At 70.7% G+C, this 26,072-nt stretch carries 17 protein-coding genes; 11 read left to right on the forward strand and 6 right to left on the reverse strand.

The annotated features are described in order from the left end of the window. Positions 1–4,030 (reverse strand): beta strand repeat-containing protein (locus ACFY0F_RS37350; RefSeq protein WP_388804987.1); only part of this gene is annotated, 4,030 nt, incomplete at its 3' end. 429 nt (positions 4,031–4,459) lie between these two features. Here ACFY0F_RS37350 and ACFY0F_RS37355 point away from each other — a divergent pair. Both ACFY0F_RS37355 and ACFY0F_RS37360 read left to right on the forward strand, forming a co-directional pair. Then, entirely contained in the window at positions 4,460–5,098 is a 639-nt protein-coding gene (locus ACFY0F_RS37355; protein ID WP_388804990.1) for a DedA family protein, read from the forward strand. 97 nt (positions 5,099–5,195) lie between these two features. Then, positions 5,196–6,032 (forward strand): MBL fold metallo-hydrolase, encoded by an 837-nt coding sequence (locus ACFY0F_RS37360; RefSeq protein ID WP_388804993.1) that lies wholly within the window; start codon positions 5,196–5,198, stop codon positions 6,030–6,032. Positions 6,033–6,083: 51 nt separating this feature from the next. On the opposite strand, the gene ACFY0F_RS37365 is transcribed toward ACFY0F_RS37360, so the two are convergent. Both ACFY0F_RS37365 and ctaD read right to left on the reverse strand, forming a co-directional pair. Beyond that, the gene (locus ACFY0F_RS37365) at positions 6,084–6,413 is read right to left on the reverse strand and encodes a cytochrome C oxidase subunit I (RefSeq protein WP_388804996.1); all 330 of its coding nucleotides are present in this window, start codon (positions 6,411–6,413) and stop codon (positions 6,084–6,086) included. Between the two features lie 31 nt (positions 6,414–6,444). Further along, positions 6,445–8,136, reverse strand: a complete 1,692-nt coding sequence (ctaD, locus tag ACFY0F_RS37370) for a cytochrome c oxidase subunit I (protein ID WP_388804999.1) — start codon at positions 8,134–8,136, stop codon at positions 6,445–6,447. Between the two features lie 415 nt (positions 8,137–8,551). On the opposite strand from ctaD, the gene ACFY0F_RS37375 reads away from it, so the two are divergent. Together ACFY0F_RS37375 and ACFY0F_RS37380 are read left to right on the forward strand one after the other, a co-directional pair. Next, a complete protein-coding gene (locus ACFY0F_RS37375; RefSeq protein WP_388805002.1) occupies positions 8,552–14,089 on the forward strand; it encodes an Ig-like domain repeat protein in 5,538 nt (1,845 codons plus the stop codon). A gap of 44 nt (positions 14,090–14,133) precedes the next feature. Continuing rightward, a complete protein-coding gene (locus ACFY0F_RS37380; RefSeq protein WP_388805005.1) occupies positions 14,134–14,682 on the forward strand; it encodes a YciI family protein in 549 nt (182 codons plus the stop codon). 30 nt (positions 14,683–14,712) lie between these two features. Here ACFY0F_RS37380 and ACFY0F_RS37385 read toward each other — a convergent pair whose 3' ends face one another. Then, positions 14,713–15,354, reverse strand: a complete 642-nt coding sequence (locus ACFY0F_RS37385) for a TetR/AcrR family transcriptional regulator (protein ID WP_388805008.1) — start codon at positions 15,352–15,354, stop codon at positions 14,713–14,715. Positions 15,355–15,424: 70 nt separating this feature from the next. Between ACFY0F_RS37385 and ACFY0F_RS37390 the strand changes: the two genes are divergently transcribed. The 5 genes from ACFY0F_RS37390 to ACFY0F_RS37410 all read left to right on the forward strand — a co-directional run bounded on the left by ACFY0F_RS37390 (position 15,425) and on the right by ACFY0F_RS37410 (position 19,789). Next, complete coding sequence (locus ACFY0F_RS37390) at positions 15,425–16,369, forward strand: alpha/beta hydrolase family protein (RefSeq protein WP_388805011.1); 945 nt, start codon at positions 15,425–15,427, stop codon at positions 16,367–16,369. Between the two features lie 37 nt (positions 16,370–16,406). Then, positions 16,407–16,979 (forward strand): MFS transporter, encoded by a 573-nt coding sequence (locus tag ACFY0F_RS37395; RefSeq protein ID WP_388805014.1) that lies wholly within the window; start codon positions 16,407–16,409, stop codon positions 16,977–16,979. Continuing rightward, the gene (locus ACFY0F_RS37400; RefSeq protein WP_388805017.1) at positions 16,976–17,197 is read left to right on the forward strand and encodes a hypothetical protein; all 222 of its coding nucleotides are present in this window, start codon (positions 16,976–16,978) and stop codon (positions 17,195–17,197) included. Before ACFY0F_RS37395 ends, ACFY0F_RS37400 begins: the two co-directional genes overlap by 4 nt. Positions 17,198–17,308: 111 nt before the next feature. After that, positions 17,309–17,998, forward strand: coding sequence for a GAF and ANTAR domain-containing protein (locus ACFY0F_RS37405; protein ID WP_388805020.1), 690 nt, complete (start codon positions 17,309–17,311; stop codon positions 17,996–17,998). Positions 17,999–18,139: 141 nt separating this feature from the next. Then, positions 18,140–19,789, forward strand: coding sequence for an NAD-dependent malic enzyme (locus ACFY0F_RS37410; RefSeq protein ID WP_388805023.1), 1,650 nt, complete (start codon positions 18,140–18,142; stop codon positions 19,787–19,789). Between the two features lie 156 nt (positions 19,790–19,945). On the opposite strand, the gene ACFY0F_RS37415 is transcribed toward ACFY0F_RS37410, so the two are convergent. Further along, on the reverse strand, positions 19,946–21,220 hold the full coding sequence (locus ACFY0F_RS37415) for an SGNH/GDSL hydrolase family protein (protein WP_388805026.1): 1,275 nt from the start codon (positions 21,218–21,220) through the stop codon (positions 19,946–19,948). Positions 21,221–21,464: 244 nt separating this feature from the next. On the opposite strand from ACFY0F_RS37415, the gene ACFY0F_RS37420 reads away from it, so the two are divergent. Continuing rightward, a complete protein-coding gene (locus ACFY0F_RS37420) occupies positions 21,465–23,786 on the forward strand; it encodes a glycoside hydrolase family 95-like protein (protein ID WP_388805029.1) in 2,322 nt (773 codons plus the stop codon). Positions 23,787–23,965: 179 nt separating this feature from the next. Further along, positions 23,966–24,727: a hypothetical protein gene (locus ACFY0F_RS37425; protein WP_388805032.1), complete on the forward strand. Its 762-nt coding sequence runs from the start codon at positions 23,966–23,968 to the stop codon at positions 24,725–24,727. A gap of 116 nt (positions 24,728–24,843) precedes the next feature. Here ACFY0F_RS37425 and ACFY0F_RS37430 read toward each other — a convergent pair whose 3' ends face one another. Then, positions 24,844–25,845, reverse strand: coding sequence for a glycoside hydrolase family 43 protein (locus ACFY0F_RS37430; protein WP_388805045.1), 1,002 nt, complete (start codon positions 25,843–25,845; stop codon positions 24,844–24,846). Positions 25,846–26,072: the final 227 nt, after the last annotated feature.

Below are 26,072 nucleotides of genomic sequence, written 5' to 3' on the forward strand. Positions count from 1 at the left end.
CGTACGCGTGGGTGACCGTGGCCACCCCGCCCACCAGAGTCCCCGTCGCGTCCGGTGACCCGTCACCGAAGTCGAAGGTCACCGTCCCCGTCGGCGTCCCCGCACCCGGAGCGGCAGCCGAAACCGTCGCGGTCACCGTCACCGGCTCGCCCACCACCGAAGGATCCGGCGTGGAGGTCACCGCGGCGGTCGTCGCGGCCTGGCCCACCGTCTGGGTGTCGGCTCCGATGGACGGGTCGAAGTCGCCGTTTCCGGCATAGGTCGCGGTGATCGTGTACGGGCTGCCCGCGGTGGCGGTGTACGCGTGCGTGACCGTGGCCACCCCGCCCACCAGAGTCCCCGTCGCGTCCGGTGACCCGTCACCGAAGTCGAAGGTCACCGTCCCCGTCGGCGTCCCCGCACCCGGAGCGGCAGCCGAAACCGTCGCGGTCACCGTCACCGGCTCGCCCACCACCGACGGATCCGGCGTGGAGGTCACCGCGGTGGTGGTGTCCGCCGCGCCGACCGAGTGGGGGTCGGTGCCCGAGGAGCCGGCGAAGCCGGTGTCTCCGCCGTAGACGGCCGTGATGGTGAACGGGCTGCCCGTCGTCGTCGTGTAGGTGTGGATGGCCGTGGCCGTGCCGCCCACGACGACTCCCGGGACCGGCGCGCTGCCGTCACCGAAGTCGAAGGTGACGGTCCCGGTCGGCGTCCCGGCGCCCGGACCGGTCGCGGACACCGTCGCCGTGGCCGTCACCTGTTCGCCCACCACCGACGGGTCGGGGGAAGACGTCACCTGGGTCGTCGTGGCCGACCGGTTCACCGTGTGGGTGTCGGTGCCGACCGAAGGGCCGAAGTTTGCGTTGCCGGTGTAGATGGCGGTGATGGTGTGTGCGCCGACCGTCAGGGCGGTGGTGGTGACGGTGGCGGTGCCGCCGGTGACGGGCGCGGTCAGGACCGGGCCGCCGCTGATGACGAAGAACACCGTCCCGCCGGGCGTACCGGCTCCGGGGGCGTTGGGCGTCACCGTGGCGGTGATCGTCACCTGCTGGCCGAAGACCGACGGGTCGGGGGTCGAGGTGACCGTGGTGGTCGTCTGGGCCGCGATCACGGTCTGGGTGTCGGTACCCGTGGAGGCGCTGAAGTCGGCGTTCCCGCTGTAGGTGGCGGTGACCGTGTACGGGCTGCCCGTGGTGCCGGTGAAGGCGTGGGTGACCGTCGCCGTGCCGCCGACCAGCGTCACCGTGTCGGCCGGTGATCCGTCCCCGTAGGTGACGATCACGTTGCCGGTCGGCGTTCCGTTGCCGGGTGCCGCGGCGGCCACCGTCACGGTGATGTTGACCGGTTGGCCGACCACCGAGGGGTCGGGGCTGGTGGCGACGGTGGTGGTGGTTCCCGCCGCGGCCACCGTCTGGGTGTCGGTGCCGGTCGAGGCGGTGAAGTCGCTGTCGCCGCTGTAGGTGGCGGTGACGGTGTACGGGCTGCCGGACGTGGAGGTGTAGGTGTGGGTGGCGGTGGCCGTACCAGCCGTGAGTGTCGCGCTCTGGGCGGGGCTGCCGTCACCGAAGGTGAAGGTGACCGTGCCCGTCGGGGACCCGGCCCCCGGAGCAGTGGGCGCGACGGTGGCGGTGAACGTCACCGGCTGGCCCACCACCGACGGATCCGGACTCGACGTGACGGTGACCTGCGTGCCGGCCGCGGTCACCGTCTGGGTGTCCGTGCCCGTCGAAGCGGCGAAGTCGTTGTTGCCGCTGTACGTCGCCGACACCGGGTACGGGCTGCCTGCGGTGCTGGTGTAGGCGTGGGTGGCCGTGGCCGTGCCGCCGACGGCCGGCACCGTCACCGTCGGGCCGCCGTCACCGAAGTCGAAGGTGACCGTGCCCGTCGGGGCCCCGGCCCCGGGAGCGGTCGGGGCGACGGTGGCGGTGAACGTCACCGGCTGCCCCACCACCGACGGATCCGGACTCGACGTGACGGTGGTCGTGGTGCCGGCCGCGGTCACCGTCTGGGTGTCCGTGCCGGCGGCGGGCAGGAAGGATGCGTCACCGCTGTAGACGGCGACGACGGTGTACGGGCCGGCCACTGTGGTGGTGTAGGCATGGGTGGCGGTGGCGGTGCCCCCGGCGACCGGCACCGTCACCGGTGCGCTGCCGTCACCGAAGTCGAAGGTGACGGTCCCCGTCGGGGTACCGGCCCCCGGAGGGGTGGGGGCGACGGTGGCGGTGAACGTCACCGGCTGCCCCACCACCGACGGATCCGGGCTCGAGGTGACGGTGACCTGCGTGCCGGCCGCGATGACCGTCTGGATGTCGGTACCGGTCGAGGTGGCGAAGTCGCTGTTCCCACCGTAGGAGGCGGTGATCGTGTACGGGCTGCCGGATGTGGAGGCGTAGGTGTGCGTGACCGTCGCCGTGCCGCCCGTCAGGGTCACCGTCTGGGCCGGGCTGCCGTCGCCGAAGTCGATCGTGACGTTTCCCGTCGGCGTGCCGGTCGCCGGTCCGACCGGTGCCACCGTCGCGGTGATGGTCACCGGCTGGCCGGCCGTCGACGGGTCCGGGGCGGATGTGACCGTGGTGGTCGTGGCCGCGGGGTGGACGGTCTGGGTGTCGGTGCCCGAGGAACCGGCGAAGTTGCCGCTCCCGGCGTAGGTCGCGGTGATGGTGTACGGACTGCCGGCCGTGGAGGTGTAGGTGTGGGTGACCGTCGCCGTGCCGCCGACGAGCGTGCCGCTCTGGGTCGGTGATCCGTCGCCGAAGTCGAAGGTGACCGTGCCCGTCGGTGTGCCCGCGCCGGGCGTCACGGGCGCCACCGTCGCGGTGACGGTCACCGGCTGCCCCACCGTGGACGGATCCGGTGCGGAGGTCACCGTCGTCGTCGTGGCCGCGGGGTTGACGGTCTGGGTGTCCGTGCCCGTTGACGGGGCGAAGTTCAGGCTGCCGCCGTAGGTCGCCGTCACCGTGAACGGGCTGCCCGCGGTGGTGGTGTAGGCGTGCGTGACGGTGGCGGTGCCACCGACCAGCCCCACCGTCACCGGGGCCGATCCGTCCCCGAAGGTGAACGTGACCGTCCCCGTCGGCGTCCCCGCGCCCGGAGCCGTCGGCGCCACCGTCGCGGTCAGGGTCACCGGCTGCCCCACCACCGAGGGATCCGGGCTGGAGGTCACCGTCGTGGTCGTCGCCGCCGGCAGTACGGTCTGGGTGTCGGTGCCGGTGGACGGGTTGAAGCCGGTGTTCCCGCTGTAGGTGGCGGTGACCGTGTACGGGCTTCCGGCGGTGCTGGTGTAGGTGTGGTTGACCGTGGCCACACCTGCGACGAGGGGGACCGTCGCCGACGACGCGTCGCCGAACGTGAAGGTCACCGTGCCCGTGGGTGTGCCCGTCCCCGGCGGCACCGGCGCGACCGTGGCCGTGAAGGTCACCTGCTGTCCCACCACGGACGGGTCCGGCGAGGAGGTCACCGTGGTCGTGGTGGCCGCCTTGCCCTGCACCGTCTGCGTGTCCGTCCCGGTAGACGGCAGGTAGTTGGCGCTCCCGTTGTAGATCGCGACGATCGTGTGGGAGCCCGGGCTCAGCGTGCTGGTGGTGACCGTCGCCGTTCCCCCCACCAGCGGCGCGGTCAGCGTGGGCCCTCCGCTGATGACGAAGGTGACGGTCCCGGTCGGTGTGCCCGTGCCCGGCGCGACCGGCTGCACCGTCGCCGTGATCGTCACCGGCTGGCCGGAGGCCGACGGATCCGGTGTGGACGTCACCGTCGTCGTGGTGGCCGCCTGGATGACGGCCTGGACCGTGGAACCCGTCGACGAGGTGAAGTTGGTGTCGCCGTTGTAGGTTGCGGTGACCGTGTGGTTTCCGACGGTCAGGTTGGTGACCGTCGCTGTGGCGGTACCGCCCACGACGGGCGCCGTCACGGTCGGCCCGCCGCTGACCGCAAAGGTGACCGTTCCCGTCGGAGTCCCCGCGCCGAGCGGGATGACGGTCGCGGTCAGCGTCACCGGCTGACCGACGACCGATGGATCCGGCGATGTGCTGACCAAGGTGACGGTTGCAGGCATGAACGCGGCCCTCCGAAGAGATCGAGGCTGTCGGTGCCGTCTCTCGTCCTCTCACCGCCGAGGGCCGCTACCGGCGATGACGGATGCAGGGCACCACAGACCGCCGTCCCCCGACAGGGAGATGGGCGGCTCCGATCGGTTCCACCAGTACGCGCCCGGGCGGTCTCGACGCGCCAGAACGATGACCCCGAATCCCCCGAACTGCCGAGCGTGCGAGCCGCGCGGACCGCGCTGGGACGGCTCACGTCACCGGCGCGCAACTACCGCCACGCGCCGGGTGGTTGCGCCGCGGTCCGCGCGCGGAAGGTGCGGTGGCCGCCCGGCCCGCCGTACGGTCTTCCGTTCACGGCCGCCGATCCGGGTACCTGAGTGGTGCCCAAGGGACACTTGGGGGGCAGGGGCCGACGAGTACACCGGGAGGCGAGGGCTGTGATCGCCGTCAACCCGACGGACAGTGCGTCGCTGCTCGCTGCCTTCGGTGCGCTGGGGGTCCTGGTGGTGCTGTTCGCCGAGTCGGGCCTGCTCGTCGTCGGCTTCTTCCTGCCGGGCGACACACTGCTCCTCCCCGCGGGGGTGCTGTGCGCGGCGAGCGGTGACCAGTCGCCACGGCTGGAGCTGTGGCAGGTGCTGGCGTGTGCGGCCGTCGGCGCCGTGGCGGGCGGCCAGGTGGGCTATCTGCTCGGCCGGCACGGTGGGCGGCCCCTGCTGGCCCGTACCTCGAAGCGGCGGGTGAAGGAGGGGGCGGCCCGGGCTGAGCGGCTCCTGGCCCGCTACGGATACGGCAAGGCGCTCGTCATCGGCCGCTTCGTCCCGATGGTGCGCACCGTGCTCCACCCGGCGGCGGGGGCGCTCGGTGTGCCCGCGCGGACGTTCACCCTCTGGCAGACCGTCGGCGGCCTGCTCTGGTCCCAGAGCCTCGTACTGGCCGGATACCTCCTGGGTTCGTCGGTGTCGCACGTCGACGACTATCTGCTGCTGTTCGTCGCCGCGATCGCCGTCCTCTCACTGCTGCCGCTGCTGGCGGAGGCCCGGCGGTCCCGGCGGGACCGCTCCCGTTCGACGGGGTGACCGGACGTTCGGTGCACCCGCGGATTCCGGGGTACTCCGTTGCAGAGGAACCAGCGCCGGGCGACGACGGCCCTGCTGCCGCCGGGTTAGGACGGTCATGGCTGCCTTCGAGGACGCGGTCGATCTTCACTTCATCGGCAATGCGACGGTCCTGCTGCGCTACGGCGAGCTGACCCTGCTGACCGACCCCAACTTCCTCCACCGCGGCGAGCGGGCACACCTGGGATACGGGCTGGTCAGTCGCCGGCTGACCGAGCCGGCCGTCGACCTGCGGGAACTGCCCCGGATCGACGGCGTCGTCCTGTCGCACCTGCACGGTGACCACTGGGACCGCCGGGCCCGACGGCACCTGGACCGCTCGGTGCCGATCATCACGACTCCGCATGCCGCACGGCATCTGCGCACCTGGCAGGGGTTTCGCCGGGCAGGCGGGCTGCGCACCTGGGAGAGCTGCACCCTTCGGCAGGCCGGCTCACAGGTGCGCGTGACCGCGCTGCCCGGACGGCATGCTCTGCACCCCGTGCTACGCCGCCTGCTTCCGCCCGTGATGGGCAGCATGCTGGAGTTCGGCCCCCTGGACGGACCGGCCCGTCTGCGGTTGTACGTCTCCGGCGACACACTCGTCTTCGACGGTCTGGAGGAGATCGGACGGCGTTTCCCCACCGCCGACCTGGCCGTACTCCACCTGGGAGGCACCACACTCCCCGGTGGTTTCGTCGTCACCATGGACGGTGCGCAGGGAGCCGAACTCGCGCGCCGCCTCGACTACCGGCGCATCCTGCCCGTGCACTACGACGACTACAGCCGCTTCCGCTCCCCCCTCGGCGACTTCCTGGCAGAAGCACGAGAACTCGGGCTCGGCGAGCGGCTCGTACACTGCCCTCGGGGACAGCACACCCGGGTGCCGCGCGGTGAGCGACCCGCTGTGCGCTGAGGCCCCGGTCGGGAGCCGATGCAGGAGTCGCCGACGGGCACCCGGGCCGCCTCAGAGGACGAACCACAAGGTGGCCATCGCGGTGAAGCCGGCGCAGACGGCCAGCGTCAGGCCCACGCAACGCCGGCGCAGCCCTCGATAGCGGTTCTCGTACTCGGCGCGCAGGGACAGGCAGCGGGCCGCGATGCGTTCGAGGTCCTTCCGAGCGCGCTGAAGGCTGTCGGCGACATACCGCTGTTCGATCTCCACGCGTTGTGACGTCGTCAACCATTCCATCGGCGCGACGAACTCCCGCGCCCGCTGCTCCGCCTCCGCGATCCTGGCCTGCCACAGCAGGTACCCCTCCACCTCGTTGCCAAGGTCGCTGTCGGCTCCGGGCATCGGCGGTTCGTTCACGTGCGCCCTCGGCCGGTCATTGCCGCACTCCGTGGGCCTCGGCCTCGGCCAGCGCGATGTCGGGGTGGTGCAGGTCGAACGCCGGGGATTCGCTGCGGATCCGCGGCAGGGTGAGGAAGTTGTGCCGCGGCGGCGGGCAGGACGTCGCCCACTCCAGCGAACGGCCGTAGCCCCACGGGTCGTCCACACCGACCCGTTCGCCGTACTTGGCCGTCTTCCACACGTTGTACAGGAACGGCAGGATCGACAGGCCGAGGATGAACGAGCCGATCGTCGACACCGTGTTCAGGGTCGTGAACCCGTCGGCGGCCAGGTAGTCCGCGTAACGGCGCGGCATGCCCTCGGCACCCAGCCAGTGCTGGACCAGGAACGTGGTGTGGAAGCCGACGAACAGCGTCCAGAAGGTGATCTTGCCGAGGCGCTCGTCCAGCATCTTGCCGGTGAACTTCGGCCACCAGAAGTGGAATCCCGCGAACATCGCGAACACCACGGTGCCGAAGACCACGTAGTGGAAGTGCGCCACCACGAAGTACGAGTCCGAGACATGGAAGTCCAGCGGCGGCGAGGCCAGGATGATGCCGGTCAGACCGCCGAAGAGGAATGTGACGAGAAAGCCGGCCGCCCAGAGCATCGGCGTCTCGAAGGACAGTGAGCCCTTCCACATGGTGCCGATCCAGTTGAAGAACTTCACACCGGTCGGGACGGCGATCAGGAAGGTCATGAAGGAGAAGAACGGCAGGAGGACGGCGCCGGTGACGAACATGTGGTGCGCCCACACGGTCGCGGACAGCCCGGCGATCGAGATCGTGGCCGCGACCAGGCCCGCGTAGCCGAAGATCGGCTTGCGGGAGAACACCGGGATGACCTCGGTGATGATGCCGAAGAACGGCAACGCGATGATGTACACCTCCGGATGGCCGAAGAACCAGAAGAGGTGCTGCCAGAGCAGGGGGCCGCCGTTCGCGGCGTCGTACACATGGGCGCCGAACTTGCGGTCCGCCTCCAGGGCGAACAGGGCGGCGGCCAGGACCGGGAAGGCCAGCAGGACCAGGACACCGGTCAGCAGCACGTTCCAGGTGAAGATCGGCATGCGGAACATGGTCATGCCCGGGGCGCGCATGCAGATGATCGTGGTGATGAAGTTGACCGCGCCGAGGATCGTGCCGAAGCCGGAGAAGGCCAGACCCATGATCCACATGTCGGCGCCGATACCCGGCGTGCGGATGGCGTCGGAGAGCGGGGTGTAGGCGAACCAGCCGAAGTCGGCGGCGCCCTGCGGGGTGAGGAAGCCGCCGACGGCGATGAGGGAGCCGAACAGGTAGAACCAGTAGGCGAGCATGTTCAGCCGGGGGAAGGCCACGTCCGGAGCGCCGATCTGCAGCGGCATGATCCAGTTCGTGAAGCCGGCGAACAGCGGCGTCGCGAACATCAGCAGCATGATCGTGCCGTGCATCGTGAACGCCTGGTTGTACTGCTCCTTGGAGATGATCTGCAGGCCCGGGCGGGCCAGTTCGGCCCGCATGAGCAGTGCCATCACGCCGCCGATCAGGAAGAACCCGAACGACGTCGACAGATACAGCGTGCCGATCGTCTTGTGATCGGTGGTCGTCAGCCACTTGACCACGACGCTGCCGGGCCGCCTGCGCCTGACCGGCAACTCGCTGTCATAGGTGGCGGTCGGGTCTTTTGCGTCGTCGAGAATGCTCACAGGTCTTCCGTCTCCCGATGCTCGCGGTTCGCCCACGGCGGTCACCGGTCATCCTGGCGGTACGGAGCCGCGGTTGGCGCCCTGAGCGGTCGAGACTGGGCCGATCGCGTGACGGCGACACACGACTGGAGCAACCGGGCTCCCACGGCAAGAGCCCCCGGGGCGCACAACCCGGCATACGTACGCGCCGCCTGTGCTCCCTACGCGCCTACCCGATCAGGCTAATGAGGTCTTGCTGATGCGGCCAGTCGGGTGAGTTAGTGAAGGAGTCCTACCGGTGGGCTGCCCATCCTCTCCGGGAGAGCGGCTCCGTGGCGCGTACTTCCGCGCCTGGCAACGACACGGTGGGCTTTCCCGGGCGCATGCGGTCGCCGGCACAGCGTGCGGAGGTTCTCCGCAAGGCGAGGTGATTGTCATGCCGACCGCCCCCGATATCGATGCCCCCGGCGTGCGGCCCCTTGCCGCGCCGTCCGGTATTTCACCCGATCAGGGGCCCACCAGTGGTGGAACGCGGGTGACCATCACGGGGACCCGTCTCAGTGGGGCCACCAACGTGAGATTCGGTTCCCGCAGCGCCCCGGTCTTCACCGTGGTGAACGACTCGACCATCATCGCGGTGAGCCCCTCGGGAAGCGGGGCGGTTCCCGTCACGGTCAGCACGGCGGGAGGCACCTCCGTGCTCGGGGAGTTCATCTACGAGCCGCCGCCGGGCCTGCAGGCGGTACGCCCCGGGGGCGGCCCGCTGTCGGGGGGCAACACGGTCGTCCTGAAGGGGGAGAACCTGCTCACGGCGAGCTCGGTGCGGTTCGGCGCCGGCCTCGCCGTCCCGACGGTGGTGTCCGACCAGCAGCTGAGCGTGGTCGTCCCGCCCGCGGCGGCTCCGGGGACCGTGCCGGTGACGGTGATCACCGCCGGCGGGGTGAGCAATCCGGTGCCGTACGTCTACAGCGCGCTGCCGACGATCTCCGGGATCTTCCCGGCCTCCGGAACCACGGCCGGCGGCAGCGTGGTGGTGATCACCGGTTCCGGGCTCTCCCAGGTCACCGGTATCACCGTCGGCGGTGTCCCGGTCACGTCGTTCCGCGCCAACTCCGACACCCTGATCATCGCGGTGGTCCCGGCGGGGGTGCCGGGCCCGGCGGACGTCACCGTGACCACGCCGGGGGGCAGCACCACCGCGGTCGGGGCGTACTCCTACGACATCCCCACGACCACGACGGTGAGCTCCGCTCCGGATCCGTCGGTGACCGGTCAACAGGTGACGATCACCGCCACGGTCGGATCGGACAGCGAGGAGGCCGGCAGCCCGACGGGGACGGTGACGTTCGACTTCGGCGACGGCACCGCCCCCGTCTCCGCCCCGGTCAGCAACCGCACCGCCACCACCACGCACACCTACGCGTCCACCTCCGGCAGCCCCCACACGATCAACGCCACGTACAACGGGGACGCCTCGTACCTCCCCTCTTCCGGAAGCACGACGCACAGCGTGCACCGTGCCGTCACAGCGACCAGCCTGACCTCGACGCCGGATCCCTCGGCCGTCGGCCAGGAGGTCACCCTCATCGCCCGTGTCGTGGTCGCACTCCCCGGAGCCGGCAACCCCACCGGCACCGTCACCTTCACCTTCGGCGACGGCAGCCCCCCGGCCACCGCACCCCTGGTCAACCATGTCGCCACCCTCACCCATACCTTCAACGACACGGCCGGCAGCCCGTACCAGCTCACCGCCACCTACGACGGCGACGCCGACTTCGCACCCTCCACCTCTCCCACGGACACCCAGACCGTCTCCGTCACCGCGGCACCGACGACGACCAGCCTCACCTCCTCCCCCAACCCCTCGGTGACCGGACAGCGCGTCACCTTCACCGCCACCGTCGCCCCGGTTCCACCCGCGACCGGCACCCCCACCGGTACGGTCACCTTCTCGTTCCGCGAGAACGACTCGACAACCGTCCCCCTGGGCCCCGACGGAACCGCGACCACCACCCGCGTCTACCCCACGACCACCGGTAGCCCCTACGCCCCCCTCGCCGTCTACAACGGAGACTCCCACTTCAGCTCCTCCAGCGGCGTCACCCTGCAGACGGTCGGCCCCGCCGCGACCACCACAACCGTGAGCAGCGGCACCAACCCCTCGGTCACCGGCCAATCCGTCACCGTCACCGCCACCATCGCCCCGGTGCCTCCGGGAACCGGCACTCCCACCGGTACCGTCACCTTCGACTTCGGCGACGGCACCCCCGCCGTCACCGCCCCCGTCACCGCGGGAACCGCCACCACCAGCCACACCTGGACCGCGACAACGGGCAGTCCGTACGCCATCACCGCCACGTACAACGGCGACGTCAACTTCGCCGCCTCCAGCGGAACCGCCGGCCAGACAGTCACCCGGGCCGCCACCACCACGAGCGTCAGCGCCGGCCCGAATCCTTCGGTGGCAGGTCAGCCGATCACCGTTTCCGCAGCCGTCCTGCCCGTCACCGGGCCCGACAGCCCCGCCGGCACCGTCACCTTCACCTTCGGCGACGGCAGTCCCGAGGTCACGGCTCCCGTCATCGCCGGGGTGGCCACCACGGCCCACACCTACCTGCACACCTCCGGCAGCCCGTACACCATCACCGGCACTTACAGCGGGGACGCGAATTTCACCGGGTCCAACGGCACCACCGGTCAGACCGTGGGCAGCAGCGGCACCGTCACCACGGTCGCCACCGCGCCGCGGCCTTCCACGGCCGGCCGGCCGGTGACCGTCACCGTCACCGTCGGAGCGCTTCCCCCGGGCTCGGGGGCGCCGTCCGGGACCGTCACCGTGGACTTCGGAGACGGCACCGCGGTGGTGGACGCTCCGTTGACCGGTGCGACGGCGGTACTCATCCACACCTACGCCCGGACGACCGGCAGCCCGTACGTCATCACGGCGGCCTACTCCGGCGACAGCGACTTCGGCCCGTCCAGCGGCACCGGCATCCAGACGGTGAACAGAGCCTCCACCGCCGTGACGGTCGCCGGCGCACCCGACCCGTCGCTGGTCGGCGCACCGGTGATGTTCACCGCGACCGTCGGCCCCACCGCGGGTACCGGCACCCCGTCCGGAAGCGTTCAGTTCGATTTCGGCGACGGCACGCCGCCCGCCACGGTGGCTCTCGTCGGGGGCGTGGCCACGGCCCAGCACGCCTACACCTCGTCCTCCGGCGGACCGTACACCGTCACCGCCGCCTACGCGGGCGACACAGACTTCACGGGGTCGAGCGGCAGCACCACGCAGACCGTCAATCCGGCGCTCACGACGACAGCGGTGAGCACCTCGCCGGACCCGTCGATGGCCGGCGGGCAGGTGACCGTCACCGCGACCGTGACTCCGATCCCGCCCGGAGCCGGCAGCCCGACGGGGACGGTGACGTTCGACTTCGGCGACGGCACCGCCCCCGTCTCCGCCCCGGTCAGCAACGGCACCGCCACCACCACCCATCCCTACGCGTCCACCTCCGGCAGCCCCTACGCCGTCATCGCCACCTACAACGGTGACGGTGACTTCACCGGCTCGAGCGGCAGCACGATCCAAACCGTGGACAAAGTGGGCTCCACCACGACGGTGAGCGCATCACCGGACCCGTCGGTGACCGGTCAACCGGTGGCGGTCACCGCGACCGTGGCGGCGAACGCCCAACAAGCCGGCGCCCCGACGGGGACGGTGACGTTCGACTTCGGCGACGGCACCGCGCCCGTCTCCGCCCCGGTCACCAATGGCACCGCCACCACCACCCACCCCTACACCGACACGACCGGCAGTCCCTACACCATTACCGCCACCTACAACGGGGACACGGTTTTCCGCACTTCCTCGGGCACCACGACGCACACGGTGCAACGGACCGCCACGGTCACGACCCTGACCTCGACGCCGGATCCCTCGCCGGTCGGCCAGTCGGTCACCCTCATCGCCCGCGTGGTGGTGGCTCCGCCGGGAACCGGCAACCCCTCCGGCACCGTCACCTTCACGTTCGGAGACGGCAGCCCCCCGGCCACCGCAACCCTGGTCAACCACGTCGCCACCGTCAACCACACCTACACCAACACGGCAGGCAGCCCCTACACGGTCACCGCCGCCTACAACGGCGACTCCCAGTACGCCCCTTCCAGTTCACCGGCGGACACCCAGACGGTCTCCGTGACCGCGGCAGCGACCTCGACCCGACTCACCTCCTCCCCCAACCCCTCGGTCACCGGACAGCGCGTCACCTTCACCGCCACCGTCACGCCCACTCCCCCGGCCTCCGGCACCCCCACCGGCACCGTCACGTTCTCCTTCCGCGACAACGACTCGACGACCGTCCCCCTGGGCCTCGACGGCACCGCGAGTACCACCCGCGTCTACCCGTCGACAACCGGCAGCCCCTACGCCCCCCTGGCCATCTACAGTGGCGACTCCCACTTCAGCTCCTCCAGCGACGTCACGGTCCAGACCGTCAACCGCGCGGCCACCACGACGAGCGTCAGCACCAACGCCGGCCCCTCCGTCACCGGCCAGCCCGTCACCATCACGGCCACCGTCACCCCCCTCCCGCCCGGAGCCGGCGCTCCCTCCGGCACCGTGACCTTCACCTTCGGCGACGGCTCTCCCTCCGTCACCGCCCCCGTCAGCGGCGGAACCGCCACCACCATCCACACCTGGACCGCGGTGGCAGGCAGCCCCTACACCGTCACGGCCACCTACAGCAGCGACGCCGACTTCGCCACCTCCAGCGGATCCACCAGCCAGACGGTGAACCGGGCCGCCACGAGCACCACGGTCACCACCTCGCCGCGCCCATCGGTGACCGGCCAGTCCGTGACCCTGACGGCGACCGTGACCGCCAGCCCGCCCGGCACAGGCACTCCCACCGGTACGGTCACCTTCGCCTTCGGTGACGGCAGCCAATCCGTGACCGTCCCCGTCAGTGCCGGAACCGCCACCACCACCCACACCTGGACGGCAGCGGCGGGCAGCCCCTACACCGTGACCGCCTCCTACAACGGTGACAGCGACAGGGGCCCGTCGTCCGGGACCACCGCGCACACCGTGAGCCCTGCTGTCACCAGTACGTCGGTGGCGCTGTCCCCCAACCCCTCACGGACCGGCCAGACCGTGACCGCGACCGCGACGGTCGCCGCCGTCCCACCCGGGGCCGGGACGCCGTCCGGCACCGTCACCTTCACCTTCGGCGACGGCTCCAGCGTCACCTCGGCGCTGAGCGCGGGCAGCGCCACCGCCACCCATGCCTACACCAACCGGTCCGGCAGCCCGTTCACGGTGAAGGCGGCCTACAACGGGAGCGCCGACTTCTCCGCCTCGAGCGGGACGGCCACGCAGACGGTCAACCAGGCTGCGACGAGCACCGGCGTCACCGCCTCTCCGAATCCGGCGGTGACCGGGCAGCCGGTGACCTTCACCGCCACCGTGGCCGCCGTCTCCCCCGGTACCGGCAGCCCCACCGGCACGGTCACCTTCAGCTTCGGCGACGGCACCCCGGCGGTCACCGCCCCCGTCACCGCGGGAACCGCCACCACCACCCATGCCTACACCGGCATCACCGGCAGCCCCTACACGGTCACCGCCGCCTACAACGGCGACACCGGTTACGCACCGTCGAGCGCCGGCCGGACCGAGACCGTCAACGCGGCGACGACCACCACCTCGATCTCCGTCTCACCCAGCCCGGCCACCCACACCCAGCCCGTCACCGTCACCGTCACCGTGGCGCCCGTCCCCCCTGGGGCAGGCACCCCCACCGGAAGCGTCACCGTGGCGCTCAGCGGCGAGAAGACCCAGACCGTCCCGCTGGTCTCCGGCACAGCGTCCGTCGGGTACCCGCGCCTGAACAAGGGAGTGCACACGGTCGACGTCAGCTACAGCGGCGACACCAACTACACGGCCTCGGCCGCCAGTACCACCGAAACCGTCACCTGAAATTCGCTCGCGCCGGTCACCTCCTTGAGGAGAGCGTGTGCGCCATGGAGTTCTTCTGTCATCACCGCGATCGGCCCGGCTCCTCCGCGTTGCGCGACGAGTTGCTGGAAGAGCACTGGTCCTACATGGACCGGTACGCGAAGGAGTTGATCGCCCGGGGGCCGACCCTCACCGACGACGGCGAGACAGCCACCGGCAGCGTGCACATCGTCGACCTGCCCGATGCCGCCGCCGCCCGCGCGTTCGCCTTCGACGAGCCCAACCATCAGGCCGGCGTCTACCGGGACGTGCTGCTGCGACGCTGGCGCAACATGCTCGGGCGCACCATGTGGGACTTCCCCGGCGGCCGGACCGGCGGCAACCGGTACCTGGTGATCGGCCTCGGCGCCGGCCAGGCCGCCGATCTCGCGGTGCCGGCCGGCCGGGACGAACTGATCGCCTACGGGCCTCTGCTGTCGGACGACGGCACCGCCTGGCTCGGCACGGCGGCCCTGCTGCGGGCATCGGACCGGCGGACGGCACGGGCCGTTCTGACTCCGGACCGGTACGCCGACATCGAGGTGCACAACTGGCAGTTCGGCGGGCGGTCGTGAGCCGCGGACAGCGCAGAGCCTGACCCCCGGTCAGTGCGGTGCGCGCAGTCCGGCGACGAGGAACCCGACCATGCTGCGTGCGTCGTAACGGGGATCGTGGTCGGCGCCGACACAGAGGTTTCCGACGCCGCGCATGAGCGCGTACGCGTCCACGTCGGGGCGGATCTCACCGGCGTCGGCCGCGGCGTCCAGCAGCTGGGTGCACACGGGCAGGAGACGGTCGAGGAAGTAGGCGTGCAGCGCGTCGAAGCCGGCGTTGTCGGGCTGCAGCACGGCGGCGAGCCCGTGTTTGGTGACCAGGAAGTCGACGAAGAGGTCGATCCAGCGTCCCAGTGCGGCGTGCGGGCTCCCGCTCGTCGCCAGCAGGGACGGTCCGGCCTCGGCGCAGGCCTCGACCTGATGTCGGTAGACGGCGATGATGAGATCCGCGCGGGTCGGGAAGTGACGGTAGATCGTACCCATCCCGACACCGGCCTTGGCCGCGATGTCGCGTACCGGCGCCTCCACACCCGATGTGACGAAGACCGCGGCGGCGGCGTCGAGCAGAGTCTCCTCGTTGCGCCGGGCGTCCGCCCGCTTGGCCCGGGCAGCACGCCCGGCGCCCTCATGGCTGGCGTCCACGCCACGCTCCTTCCTCTGCCCAGCCCGTATCCGCTGGGGACATTCTTCCATGGCTTGCTAAGCGGAGCGTCGTTCCGTATCGTTCCGGAACGACGCTCCGCTTACAAGAGAGGGCTCTCCCATGAGCGAATCAACCATCGCGAGCACAGCGGTTGCCGTTGCGGCACCCGTTCCGGTCGTCTCGGCGAAGCCGGTGGTGCTGTCGGCCCCGGGCCGTGGCGAGGATCTGCGGGTGCGGGTGTCAGCGCCCGCCACCGGGCGGGAGTTGCCCGTCATCCTCTTCTCGCACGGCTTCGGCTGGTCGATGGACGGTTACGACCCGCTTGTCGACTACTGGGCGGCACACGGCTTCGCGGTGATACAGCCCACCCACCTCGACTCGAGGACCCTGAGCCTTCCTCCGGAGGATCCCCGTACACCGCTGATCTGGCGTTCGCGCGTCGAGGACCTGAAGCGGGTCCTCGACGGGCTCGATGTCGTCGAAGCCTGCGTTCCCGGCCTCAGCGGACGCCTCGACCGCAACCGCATCATCGCGGCCGGGCACTCCTGGGGCGGCCAGACGGTGAGCATGCTGCTGGGTGCGCGCGTCCTCGGTGCGGACGGCGCGGCGGGAGAGGACATGTCCGACCCACGGATCAAGGCGGGTGTGCTGCTGGCCACGCCCGGCCGGGGCGGGGCCGACCTGACTCCGTTCGCGGCCGAGCACTTCCCCTTCATGAACCCGGACTTCGCGGGCATGGCCACGCCGACCCTGGTGGTCGCGGGGGACCACGACCAGTCCCAGCTGTCCGTTCGGGGGCCGGACTGGTTCACCGACCCCTACTTCCTGAGCCCGGGCCCCAAGAGCCTGCTCACGCTGTTCGGGGCGGAACACTCGCTAGGCGGAATCCCCGGGTACACCGTCACGGAAACGACGGACGAGAACCCCGAACGGGTCGCCCTGATCCAGCGGCTCACCTCTGCTTACCTTCGCAGTGCGCTCTACCCCGAGGACGCCGACTGGTCGGCGGCGCGCACGGCTCTGGCGCAGAGCACCGATCCACTGGGGCGAGTCGAGTCCAAGTGAGCGCTCGTGCGCAGTCCGCTCGTTCCTGGGGCCCGGAATGGCAGGACCGCTGGTCGGTTGGGTCGGCGCCCCCGCGACCCTTTTGGTCAGCTCCGTCGGAATGGCCATGTCCGGCCTGCTCGCGATCAGCATCCGCAAACGCGAACAGAAACCGGAGCCGAGGGAGCATCCCCGACTCGGGCAGGACATCAAAGAGGGGTTGAAATTCGTTCTGCGGCATCCCGCTCTGCGCGCCATCATACTGGGGGATGCGATATTCAACCTCTTTCTGGTCATGTACCAGGCCATGTTGCTGGTTTTCCTGGACAGGAAAATAGGCCTCGAATCCTTCGGCATCGGCCTCATTCTTTCCGGAATGGGGTGTGGCGCCCTGCTGGGCGCACTCCTGGCGACCAGGGTCTCGAGACGGGTCGGACAGGGCCGGGTCATCTGGCTGGCGCCGCTCGTCACCTGTCCCCTGACCGTCCTGATGCCGCTGGCGCATCCGGGTCCGAGCGTGTGGGCGGCCGCCCTGGGACTGGCTTGCCTTTCTCTGGGGGAGTCGTCCGCGTCGTGGCTCAGTCGAGCTTCCAGCAGACCCTCACACCGGATCGGCTGCTGGGCCGGATGAGCGCCACGGCCCGCTTCGTGTCCTGGGGCGGTATTCCGCTGGGCGGTCTCCTGGGTGGTGCGTCGGGCTCCGCGTTCGGAGCATCGGCCACCTTGTGGATCGGGGCGGCCGGCATGACGCTGAGCGTGCTCCCGAACTTCCTGTCACCGCTTTGCACCATGCGCGATCTGCCCGGGGAAAGACATCCCGAGCCCGCCGCCGATTCCGCCACTCGCTGAATATGTCAGCGCGCCTTGCCCGCGCACGCGATCGTGTACCGGGACATGATCCGCGTGCGGTGGGAAAGGCGCAGAACGGAACGGGAGTGGTCTTTGGCAGGGAGGACCGGGATGGACTGGCGTACGTTCGCGCAGCAGATGGCCTCGATGGCGCGGCTTCTGCTGGCAGAGGAGTCGGTCGGTGCCACGCTGGCACGGATCACCTCCTCGGCCGTCGAGCTGGTCGAGGGCTGTGAAGCGGCCGGAATCCTTCTCCTGCACGGCAGGCAGGTGGAGACGCTCGCCCCGACGGAGGAGCTGGTCATCGCAAGCGACCAGCTCCAGGCGCGGCTCGGTGAGGGTCCTTGCTTCGATGCCGCCGCCACCTCGAAGGGTGAGCGGGTGTACCGCATCGCCGACCTGACCGAGGTGCAGCCGCGCTGGCCCGCGTACTCCGTGCAGGCCCGCGAGCTGGGATGGGGCAGCATGATGGGTTTCCTGCTGTTCACCGAGGACGAGGACCTGGGCGCGCTCAACGTGTGCTCCCGTGAGCCGGGGGCTTTCACCGAGGCCAGTGAGACCGCAGGCTGGCTGCTGGCCTCCCATGCCTCGGTCGCCTTCTCCAGCGCCCGCACCCATGCGCAGATGGAGCGGGCCGTCGCCACCCGCCATGTCATCGGCGAGGCGATGGGCATCCTGATGGGCAGCCACCGCCTCACCGAAGATCAGGCGTTCGACGTGCTGCGACGGTATTCGCAGGAGAACAACGTCAAACTCCGGGACGTCGCCCGGCGTGTCTGCGAGGGGGGCGGCCTCCAGTGACCGGCGCGAGACCTCGAAGGCCCCGCCTGGTCGGTGTGGACGCCACCGACGATGCGGGCGCGCGCCCCACCGGGTCCGTTTGCGTACGGGAGCACTGGGCAACCGGGCAGTCCGACGAACCGCTCGACAGAGGGAGCCCGTATGCCCTCGCGCCGCGACAAGCCGCACGGCCGCGCCCTGCTGTCCGACGCCCTGCGCAACAAGGGAGTCGCCTTCACCCAGGCGGAACGGGAGGAACACGGCCTGGTGGGGATGCTCCCGCCCGGGGAGCTGACGCTCGAGCAGCAGGCCCGCAAGGCCTGGGAGCAGCTGCGGTCCCAGCCCGGGGACCTGGCGCGCAACGTGTACCTGGAGCAGCTCCACGACCGCAACGAGGTGCTGTACTACCGGCTCCTCACCGACCATCTCACCGAGCTGCTGCCCATCGTGTACGACCCGACGGTGGGCGAGGCGATCAAGCGCTACAGCCACGAGTTCCGCCGGCCCCGCGGCGTGTACCTGTCCGTGGACCGGCCTGAGGACGTGCGGCCCGCGTTCGAAGTGCTGGGCCTCGGCCCCGACGACGTCGACCTGGTGGTGGCCACCGACGCCGGGCAGATCCTCGGGATCGGTGACTGGGGTGTCGGCGGTATGCAGATCTCCGTCGGCAAGCTCGCGGTCTACACGGCCGCCGCCGGCATCCACCCCGGGCGGTCCGTTCCGGTCGTGCTCGACGTCGGCACCGACAACCAGATCCTCCTCAACGACCCGCTGTACATGGGCAACCGGCACAGCCGGGCGCGCGGCAAGGAGTACGACGCGTTCGTCGCCGCGTACGTGGACACCGTACGGGAGCTGTTCCCGCACGCGCTGCTGCACTGGGAGGACTTCGGTCCCGCCAACGGACGGCGCCTGCTGGAGACCTACGGCGGGAAGGTCTGCACGTTCAACGACGACATGCAGGGCACCGGGGCCATCGCCCTGGCCTGTCTGCTGAACGCGGCGCGGATCAGCGGCACGTCGATGCGCGAGCAGCGGGTGGTGGTGTTCGGCGCCGGCACCGCGGGGGTGGGCATCGCCGACCAGTTGCGGGACGCGATGGTCCGCGACGGGCTGGCGCGGGAGGAGGCCACGGCCCGCATCTGGTGCGTGGACCGGCAGGGTCTGCTCCTTCGTGCCACGGACGGACTGCGGGACTACCAGCGGTCGTACGCCCGCCCGGACGACGAATGGCCCGACCGGCACGGAGAGCCGGTCGGGTTGCGGGAGGTCGTGGACCGGGTGCGTCCGACGGTGCTGGTCGGGACCTCGACCGTGCGGGACGCGTTCACGGAGGACGTCGTGCGGTCCATGGCCGACCATGTGGAGCGGCCGGTGGTGCTGCCGCTGTCCAACCCGACCGAGAAGATGGAGGCACAGCCCGAGGACGTCCTGAGGTGGACCGGCGGCAAGGCCCTCGTCGCGGCCGGCGTCCCGCTGCCGCCGGTGGAGCTCGACGGCACCACGTACGTCATCGGCCAGGCCAACAACGCCCTGGTCTACCCGGGTCTCGGACTGGGCGCCACCGTGGCCCGGGCCTCCCGGGTGACCGACGGCATGCTGCAGGCGGCCGCCGAGGCGGTGGCGGGGCTGGCCGACCTCTCCGGGCCCGGCGCCGCGCTGCTGCCGCAGGTGGAGAACCTGCGCGCCTCGTCGGCGACGGTGGCGGCGGCGGTCGCCCGCCGGGCCGTTGAGGACGGCGTGGCCCGCGCCCGCCTCGACGACGTCATCCAGCAGGTGCAGGACGCCATGTGGGAGCCGGTGTACGCGTGAGGGCGGTGGGCGGTCGGCGTGGCCCGGCCGTGGTGCCGCAGCATCGAGGCGCGGCGCGGAGGGCGACGTCGCCGCCCTCGGCGGCATCGGCACCGTGGCGCTCGCCCGTTCCCCGGCCGCACGGGCCCTGCTCGCCGTGCTGGAGGGCTTGATGATTCACGCCGCGTCGGCCGGACCTCCCGTTGGGCGCGGGCGCTCAGCGGTGAGGGAGTGGAGGTCGATCCCGTCGGCCATCGCCTGGAGACCGGCGTCGTCGAAGTGGAGGTGGTCACCGGAGTCGTAGGCGGGCAGGATCCGGTCCGGGGCGTCCGGGTCGCGGACGGTGGCGTCGAAGTCGGCCACCGCGTCGAAGATGCCGCCGTGCCGGACCAGGTCGTTGACGGACTGCCGTACGGCCTCACGGGCCGCCGTCCAGCCGCCGTTGCCGCCGTACGGGGTGATCGTGCCTCCGACGACCCGGATGCCGCGGGCGTGGGCGTGGGCCACGATCTGCCGGTATGCGGCCGCGAAGGCGGCGGGATCGGTCTGGTTGGGATTGCCCTTGATGTCGTTGATGCCCTCCATGACGATCACGGCGCGTACGCCGCTTCGGGAGAGCACGTCGGCGTCCAGCCGGGACAGGGCGCTGGGTCCGGTGCCGTCCAGCAGCACCCGGTTGCCCGCGATGCCGGCGTTCAGCACGCCGAGGCGTTCGCGCGGCGGCAGTGCGCGCAGGCGGGCGGCGAGCCGGTCGGGCCAGCGGTGGTTGGCGCTCGCGGTCGATCCGGAGCCGTCGGTGATCGAGTCGCCGAGCGCGACGACGCTGCCCACGGCCGGCGCGCCGAGCACGTCGACGCCGGTCAGGTAGTACCAGGAACTGGTGGTCGCGCTGTACGCGGTGCCGTCGTCGTCCGCCGTGCGGTCGCCGTCCGGGGCGATGAACGACGTCTGCAGGGCGGAGCGGTGGTACGTCGCCGGGCCCGAGTCGTGGGGTGTGTACAGGGTGACCAGAAGGTTGGCGTCCGAGGGCACCCGCAGCGGGACCGGATCGCTCACCGCGTCCTCACCCGCCGGGACCTCGGCGGAGGCGGCGCCGCCGAAGGTGACCCGGCGTACCGTCCCGGCCACCGCGGCCGGGCTCTTGGGGGCGTCGGCCTTCTGTACGGCGACCGTCACGGCGCCGAGTTCGAGCGGCGTCGTGCCGAGCCGGTTGGACACCCGGATCCGGGCCGCGCGGCCCCCGACGCTGGTGTGGACGACGTTGCGCACCGACTGGCCCGGGAGCTGGGTGGTGGTGGCGGACGCGGCGGCCTCCCAGGTGCCGGTCCAGCCTTGTCGGCCGGTCCCGTGGTGGCGCCCCGACGTGGCCGCGCTCGCGGGCGGCGGCACGAGCGCCAGGGCAAGTGCGGCCGCGAGAGCCGTCAGTAAGTACGGGATGGTGCCTCTGCGCATGGGCCGCTGTCCTTCCGGTCGGAGGTCACAAGGAGCTCGGGAGTGGTGGCGCGAAGGCAGGCAATCCCAATACATCCGATGAGTCAAGGAGTTGGGTCGTAGTTGTCGATATGAACGCCGAGTTCAAGCACCCAAAGATGGCGCCCCCACGGGAAGGTTGGACTTATTGACAGGCACACGAAGGGTCCCTAAGTTCGCCGATACACCCGATGTATCGAGGATCCGTCAGGCCTGGAGGACAACGATGACCTCGCAGCAGGAGAGCCGTTCACCGGTCCCCCGCAGAGCCGTGCTCGGCACCGCCTTCGGCGGAGCGGCGGCCGCGGCCCTGCCCGGAACGGCCCACGCCGAACAGCCCTCGGCGGTGGTGCGCTCGGCCGGCGCACGGGCCGGGCACCCCTGGAAACTTCGCGACACGATGACCACGGACGGCGCCTGGGACCGGTTCCTGCGCGGACAGGACCTGCTGTGGACCCGGCTGCCCGCCCTCTGGTACGAGGGCCCCTTCCTCGGCGACGGGCTGCTCGGCAGCATGGTCTACCAGGAACCCGGGGCCAACCAGATCCGCTTCACCGTCCAGCACGGCCGTGTCCAGGACCACCGGCCGGAGTTCGGCAGCGGCTGGGGCACGTGCCGCCTGCCTGTCGGGCACCTCACGCTGGAACCGGTCGGCACCATCATCGCCGTCGACTGGCGTCTGAGCCTGTGGAACGCCGAGCTCACCGGCACCGTCACCACCACAGCGGGCACCCTCACCCTGTCCGCGCTCATCCACGACGAGGTCTTCGCCGCCCGTGTGAGGGCCGACGGCGGCGAACGGGTCACCTGGACGTTCCATCCGGAGGAGGCCGTCAGCCCCCGGCACATCAGCGAGGCCCCGCCCGCCGGTTACACCGCCAACCCGCCCTGGACCACCCGGACCGCCGACGACGGCACCGAGCAGGTGCTCCAGCCTCTCACCGGCGGCGGCCAGACCGCCACCGCGTACCGGCGCACCGGCCACGAGTTGCTGCTGGGCGTCGGACACAGCTCGCCCTCCGGCACCGCCGCCGAGGCCGACTCACTCCGCAATCTCCGGCGGGCGGCGTCGTACGGCGCTCTCAGGCGGCGGCACACCCGCTGGTGGCACGAGATCTACCGGAAGAGCTTCGTGTCGTTCCCCGACCAGCGGTTGCAGAGTTTCCACTGGATCCAGCTCTACAAGGTCGCGTCCGCCAGCCGCGCGGGCGGCCCCGTCATGGCCACCTCCGGACCATGGCTGGAGCCCACACCCTGGCCGGCGGTGTGGTGGAACCTCAACGTCCAGCTGGAGTACTGGCTCATCCACGGCTTCAACCACCCGGAACTCGACTCGCTCGCCACCACCCTGCGGCAGAACCAGGAACAGCTCATCGCCAACGTGCCCGCCGCCTACCGCGCGGACAGCTCCGGCATCGGCCGCAGTTCCGACATGTTCGCCGACCGGGAGGTGGGCCGGCCGGGCACCGGCGCCGAGACCGGCGACCTCACCTGGGCGCTGCACAACGTGTGGCTGTCCTACCGGCACTCCATGGACAAGTCCCTGCTGCGAGACACGATCTACCCGGTGCTGCGCCGGGCGATCAACTACTACCTGCACTTCCTCACCCCGGGCAGCGACGGCAGGCTTCATCTGCCGAGCACACTCTCACCCGAATATCCCGTCGTGCCGCCGCAGGACACCAACTACGATCTGGCCCTGATCCGCTGGGGCTGCCGCACACTTCTCGATTCCGCCGAACTGCTCGGCATCGACGACGAGTTGACGCCGCGCTGGCAGGAGGTACTGGCCAGGCTCGCACCGTATCCGGTCGACGACAACGGCTTCATGATCGGCGCGGACACCCCGTACGCGCAGTCCCACCGGCACTACTCGCACCTGCTGATGGTGTACCCGCTGTACCTGGTCAACTGGGACCAGCCCGAAAGCCGCGACCTGATCTCCAAGTCGGTGGCCCACTGGCACGCACTGACCGGCGCCCACCGGGGCTACAGCTACACCGGGGCCGCCTCGATGTACGCGATGACAGGCGACGGCGACACCGCACTCACCTACCTGCGGAAGTTCTTCGACCCCACCACCCGCTACCCCTGCCGCGCCAACACGCACTACACCGAGGCCGGTCCGGTCATCGAGACACCACTGTCCGCCTCGCAGTCCCTGCACGACATGTTCTGCCAGAGCTGGGGCGGCGTGATCCGCGTCTTCCCGGCCGTCCCGTCCGCCTGGGCGGACGTCACCCTGCACGACTTCCGCGCTCAGGGCGCCTTCCTGGTCAGCGCAGTCCGAAAGGCGGGCAGGACCCGGTTCATCCGGATCAGAAGCCTGGCGGGCGAACCGCTCAAGCTACGGCACGGCCTCGGCGGAACCCTCACCGTGCTGCTGGACGACGGAACCCCGGCCCGAACCCACGACCTCGGCGACGGCACCCTCGCCATCGACCTGCCCGAGGGCCGGGAGGTGCTCGTCCACTCCGGCCCGCGGCCCGACCTCGTCATCGCACCGGTCGCCGTCGGCGAACCAGGACCGGCCTGGGGTCTGCCGTAACCCGCTCGAACAGGGGCGACCACGAAGAGACGACGCAGGTGCCGATTATCGATCGAACGCTCTGGCACTCACCCGAAAACGACTCAACAGAAGGGCAGTAGTCAAAGACACCAGCTTCGCGGCACAAGTCGTGGGTACCATCCGGCACAACACAACACCTACAAGGAAGGTGAGCTGCCATGGATGGTGAGAGCGCCGGCACCCCGATCCGGAGCAGGTACGCACAACAGGTCTCCGCCGACCTGGAGAAGAACCGCGCGGCACAGCAGGAACTCGACGAGCAGATCGCGGATCTCCAGCAGCGGCTGGAGCAGCTCCGGGCGGACGAGAAGTGGCTCAGCGGCATCCAGGAGTCCCTGCCCGCCACCGAGAAGCAGGACAGCGCGTCCGACTCCGCCGCGGTGGAGGGGGCAGTGGAGGAAGCGGCTGTGCCCCAGCCGAGGAAGGAACAGCCCCAAAGCCCGTCTCCGGCGCGGAAGAAGTCCACCCCGCCACGGGGAAAGGGCGGTAAGAAGGCCGCGCCGGCGAAGCCCACCGCCAAGGCTCCGGCCAAGGCGGCGGAGAAGAAGCCGGTCGCGAAGAAGGCGGCCGCCAAGAAGACCGCCGCGAAGAAGACCGCTGCCGCCAAGACCGCCCCGAAGGCAGCCGGGGAGCCCGTCCTGGGCGATCTCCTCAAGGACATCCTGGACCGCCACGCCGGTCAGCCGCGCACGGCCGGTGAGGTCCGTGACGAGCTGGAGGAGCGGCACCCCGACCGCACCCGGGACGTCAACGTCGTGCGCAACACCCTTGAACGCCTCGTCGCCAAGAGCGTCATCGAGCGGGCACGGCAGAAGCGCACCGTGCTCTACACCAGCGCCGGGAACGCGGAACCGGCCGGCCAGGCACCGGCCGTCGAGGCGGACGAGGCCGGAGCCGACAAGGCCGCCGCGTCGGCGTAGCGCACAGTCGGTCCCGCCGGGATGTGTGCGGTGTGAAGGGCGATGCCCTCGCCGCACGCGCCCGGGCCCGGATCGGTACACGTGCGGTGGTCGGCAGCGGACACGGACCGCCGCTGTCATCCACCACCGTCCAGGTCGGTGCACTGCCGCAGCACCCGTAGCTCGTCACCGTCGAACCGCATCTCGTACAGCTTGCCCCGCGCGTTCTCGAACGGCCGGTGGACGATCATCATCAGCCGGCCGTCGAAGGTGTGGAACAACATGCCATGACCGCTGTCGTCCCGGAGCAGTGGCCGACGCTGCCGCCACGGTCCGGTGAGATCGCCCGACTCGGAGACGGCGTAGGTCTGCACGTAGCCACCGCCGATGGTGCCGTCCTGGCCGGCGACGTTCTTCTCGTACGTCGACCAGAGCAGGAGCAGCGAACCGTCAGGGGTCCGGTACAGCTGCGGGCCGTCGGTGACATACGGCGGGAGCTGATGCGGTATGCCACCGGGGATCTGCTCGCCGAGCCAGAACGCGTCCGAGGCCTTGAAGAGGAAAACCGGTTCTCCGACGGTCCGGGACAGGTCCGGGGCCAGCCGGATCGCTTCCATGGTTCCGTCGACGGTCTGCAGCCATTCGTGCGCGTACACCATCCAGGGCTGCCCGGAGGGGTCGACGTGGAGCGTTCCGTCGAGGGTCATGAGGTGCTGGGGCGGGGTGGGGCGTGACGGGTCGACGACGGTGAAGGGCCCCAGCAGCGAGTCGGACACGGCCGTGACGGTGCCGCGCATGTGGTTCGGGAGCCGGAACGGCGTGCCGTAGCGGCCGGGTGGTGGTACCGGCAGCGGTCGGTCTTCATTGTGCAGGGTGGTGAACAGGTAGTACCTGCCGTTCCATTCGTGCACTTCCGGTGCCCAGCCGCCGTCGGTGCCCCACAGCTCCTGCTGCTCGGCGGCCAGGAAGACCACGCGGGGGTGTGTCCAGTCGCGCAGGTCCTGGCTGCGGTGGACCATCGTGCCGATGCCGTCCACACCTGACACGGGCGGGTCGTTGGACGTGTAGAGGTGATAGGTGCGCGTCCGGTCGTCGGCGACGACGAAGGGGTCGTGCAGCGGCATGTCGGGAAGCCGCATCGGTTCCGTCTCGGTTCCGGCCACGGTCGAGAGCATAGGCGGACGCGTTGCCGCTGACCGGTGGCAACGGCAACGACGTCGTACGGCTCATGACGGTGTGCCCGAGCGTTCACGCCCGGGCGGAAGCGCCTCGGGCCTGTCCGGCGGATCATGCCGCAGACGCGGGGCTTGGCACGCCCTCCCCCACTCTCGGCTTCGCTCGAGCGGGCGGTGCCCCCACCGGCGTT

Source organism: Streptomyces sp. NPDC001544 (assembly GCF_042894285.1).
GTDB lineage: Bacteria > Actinomycetota > Actinomycetes > Streptomycetales > Streptomycetaceae > Streptomyces.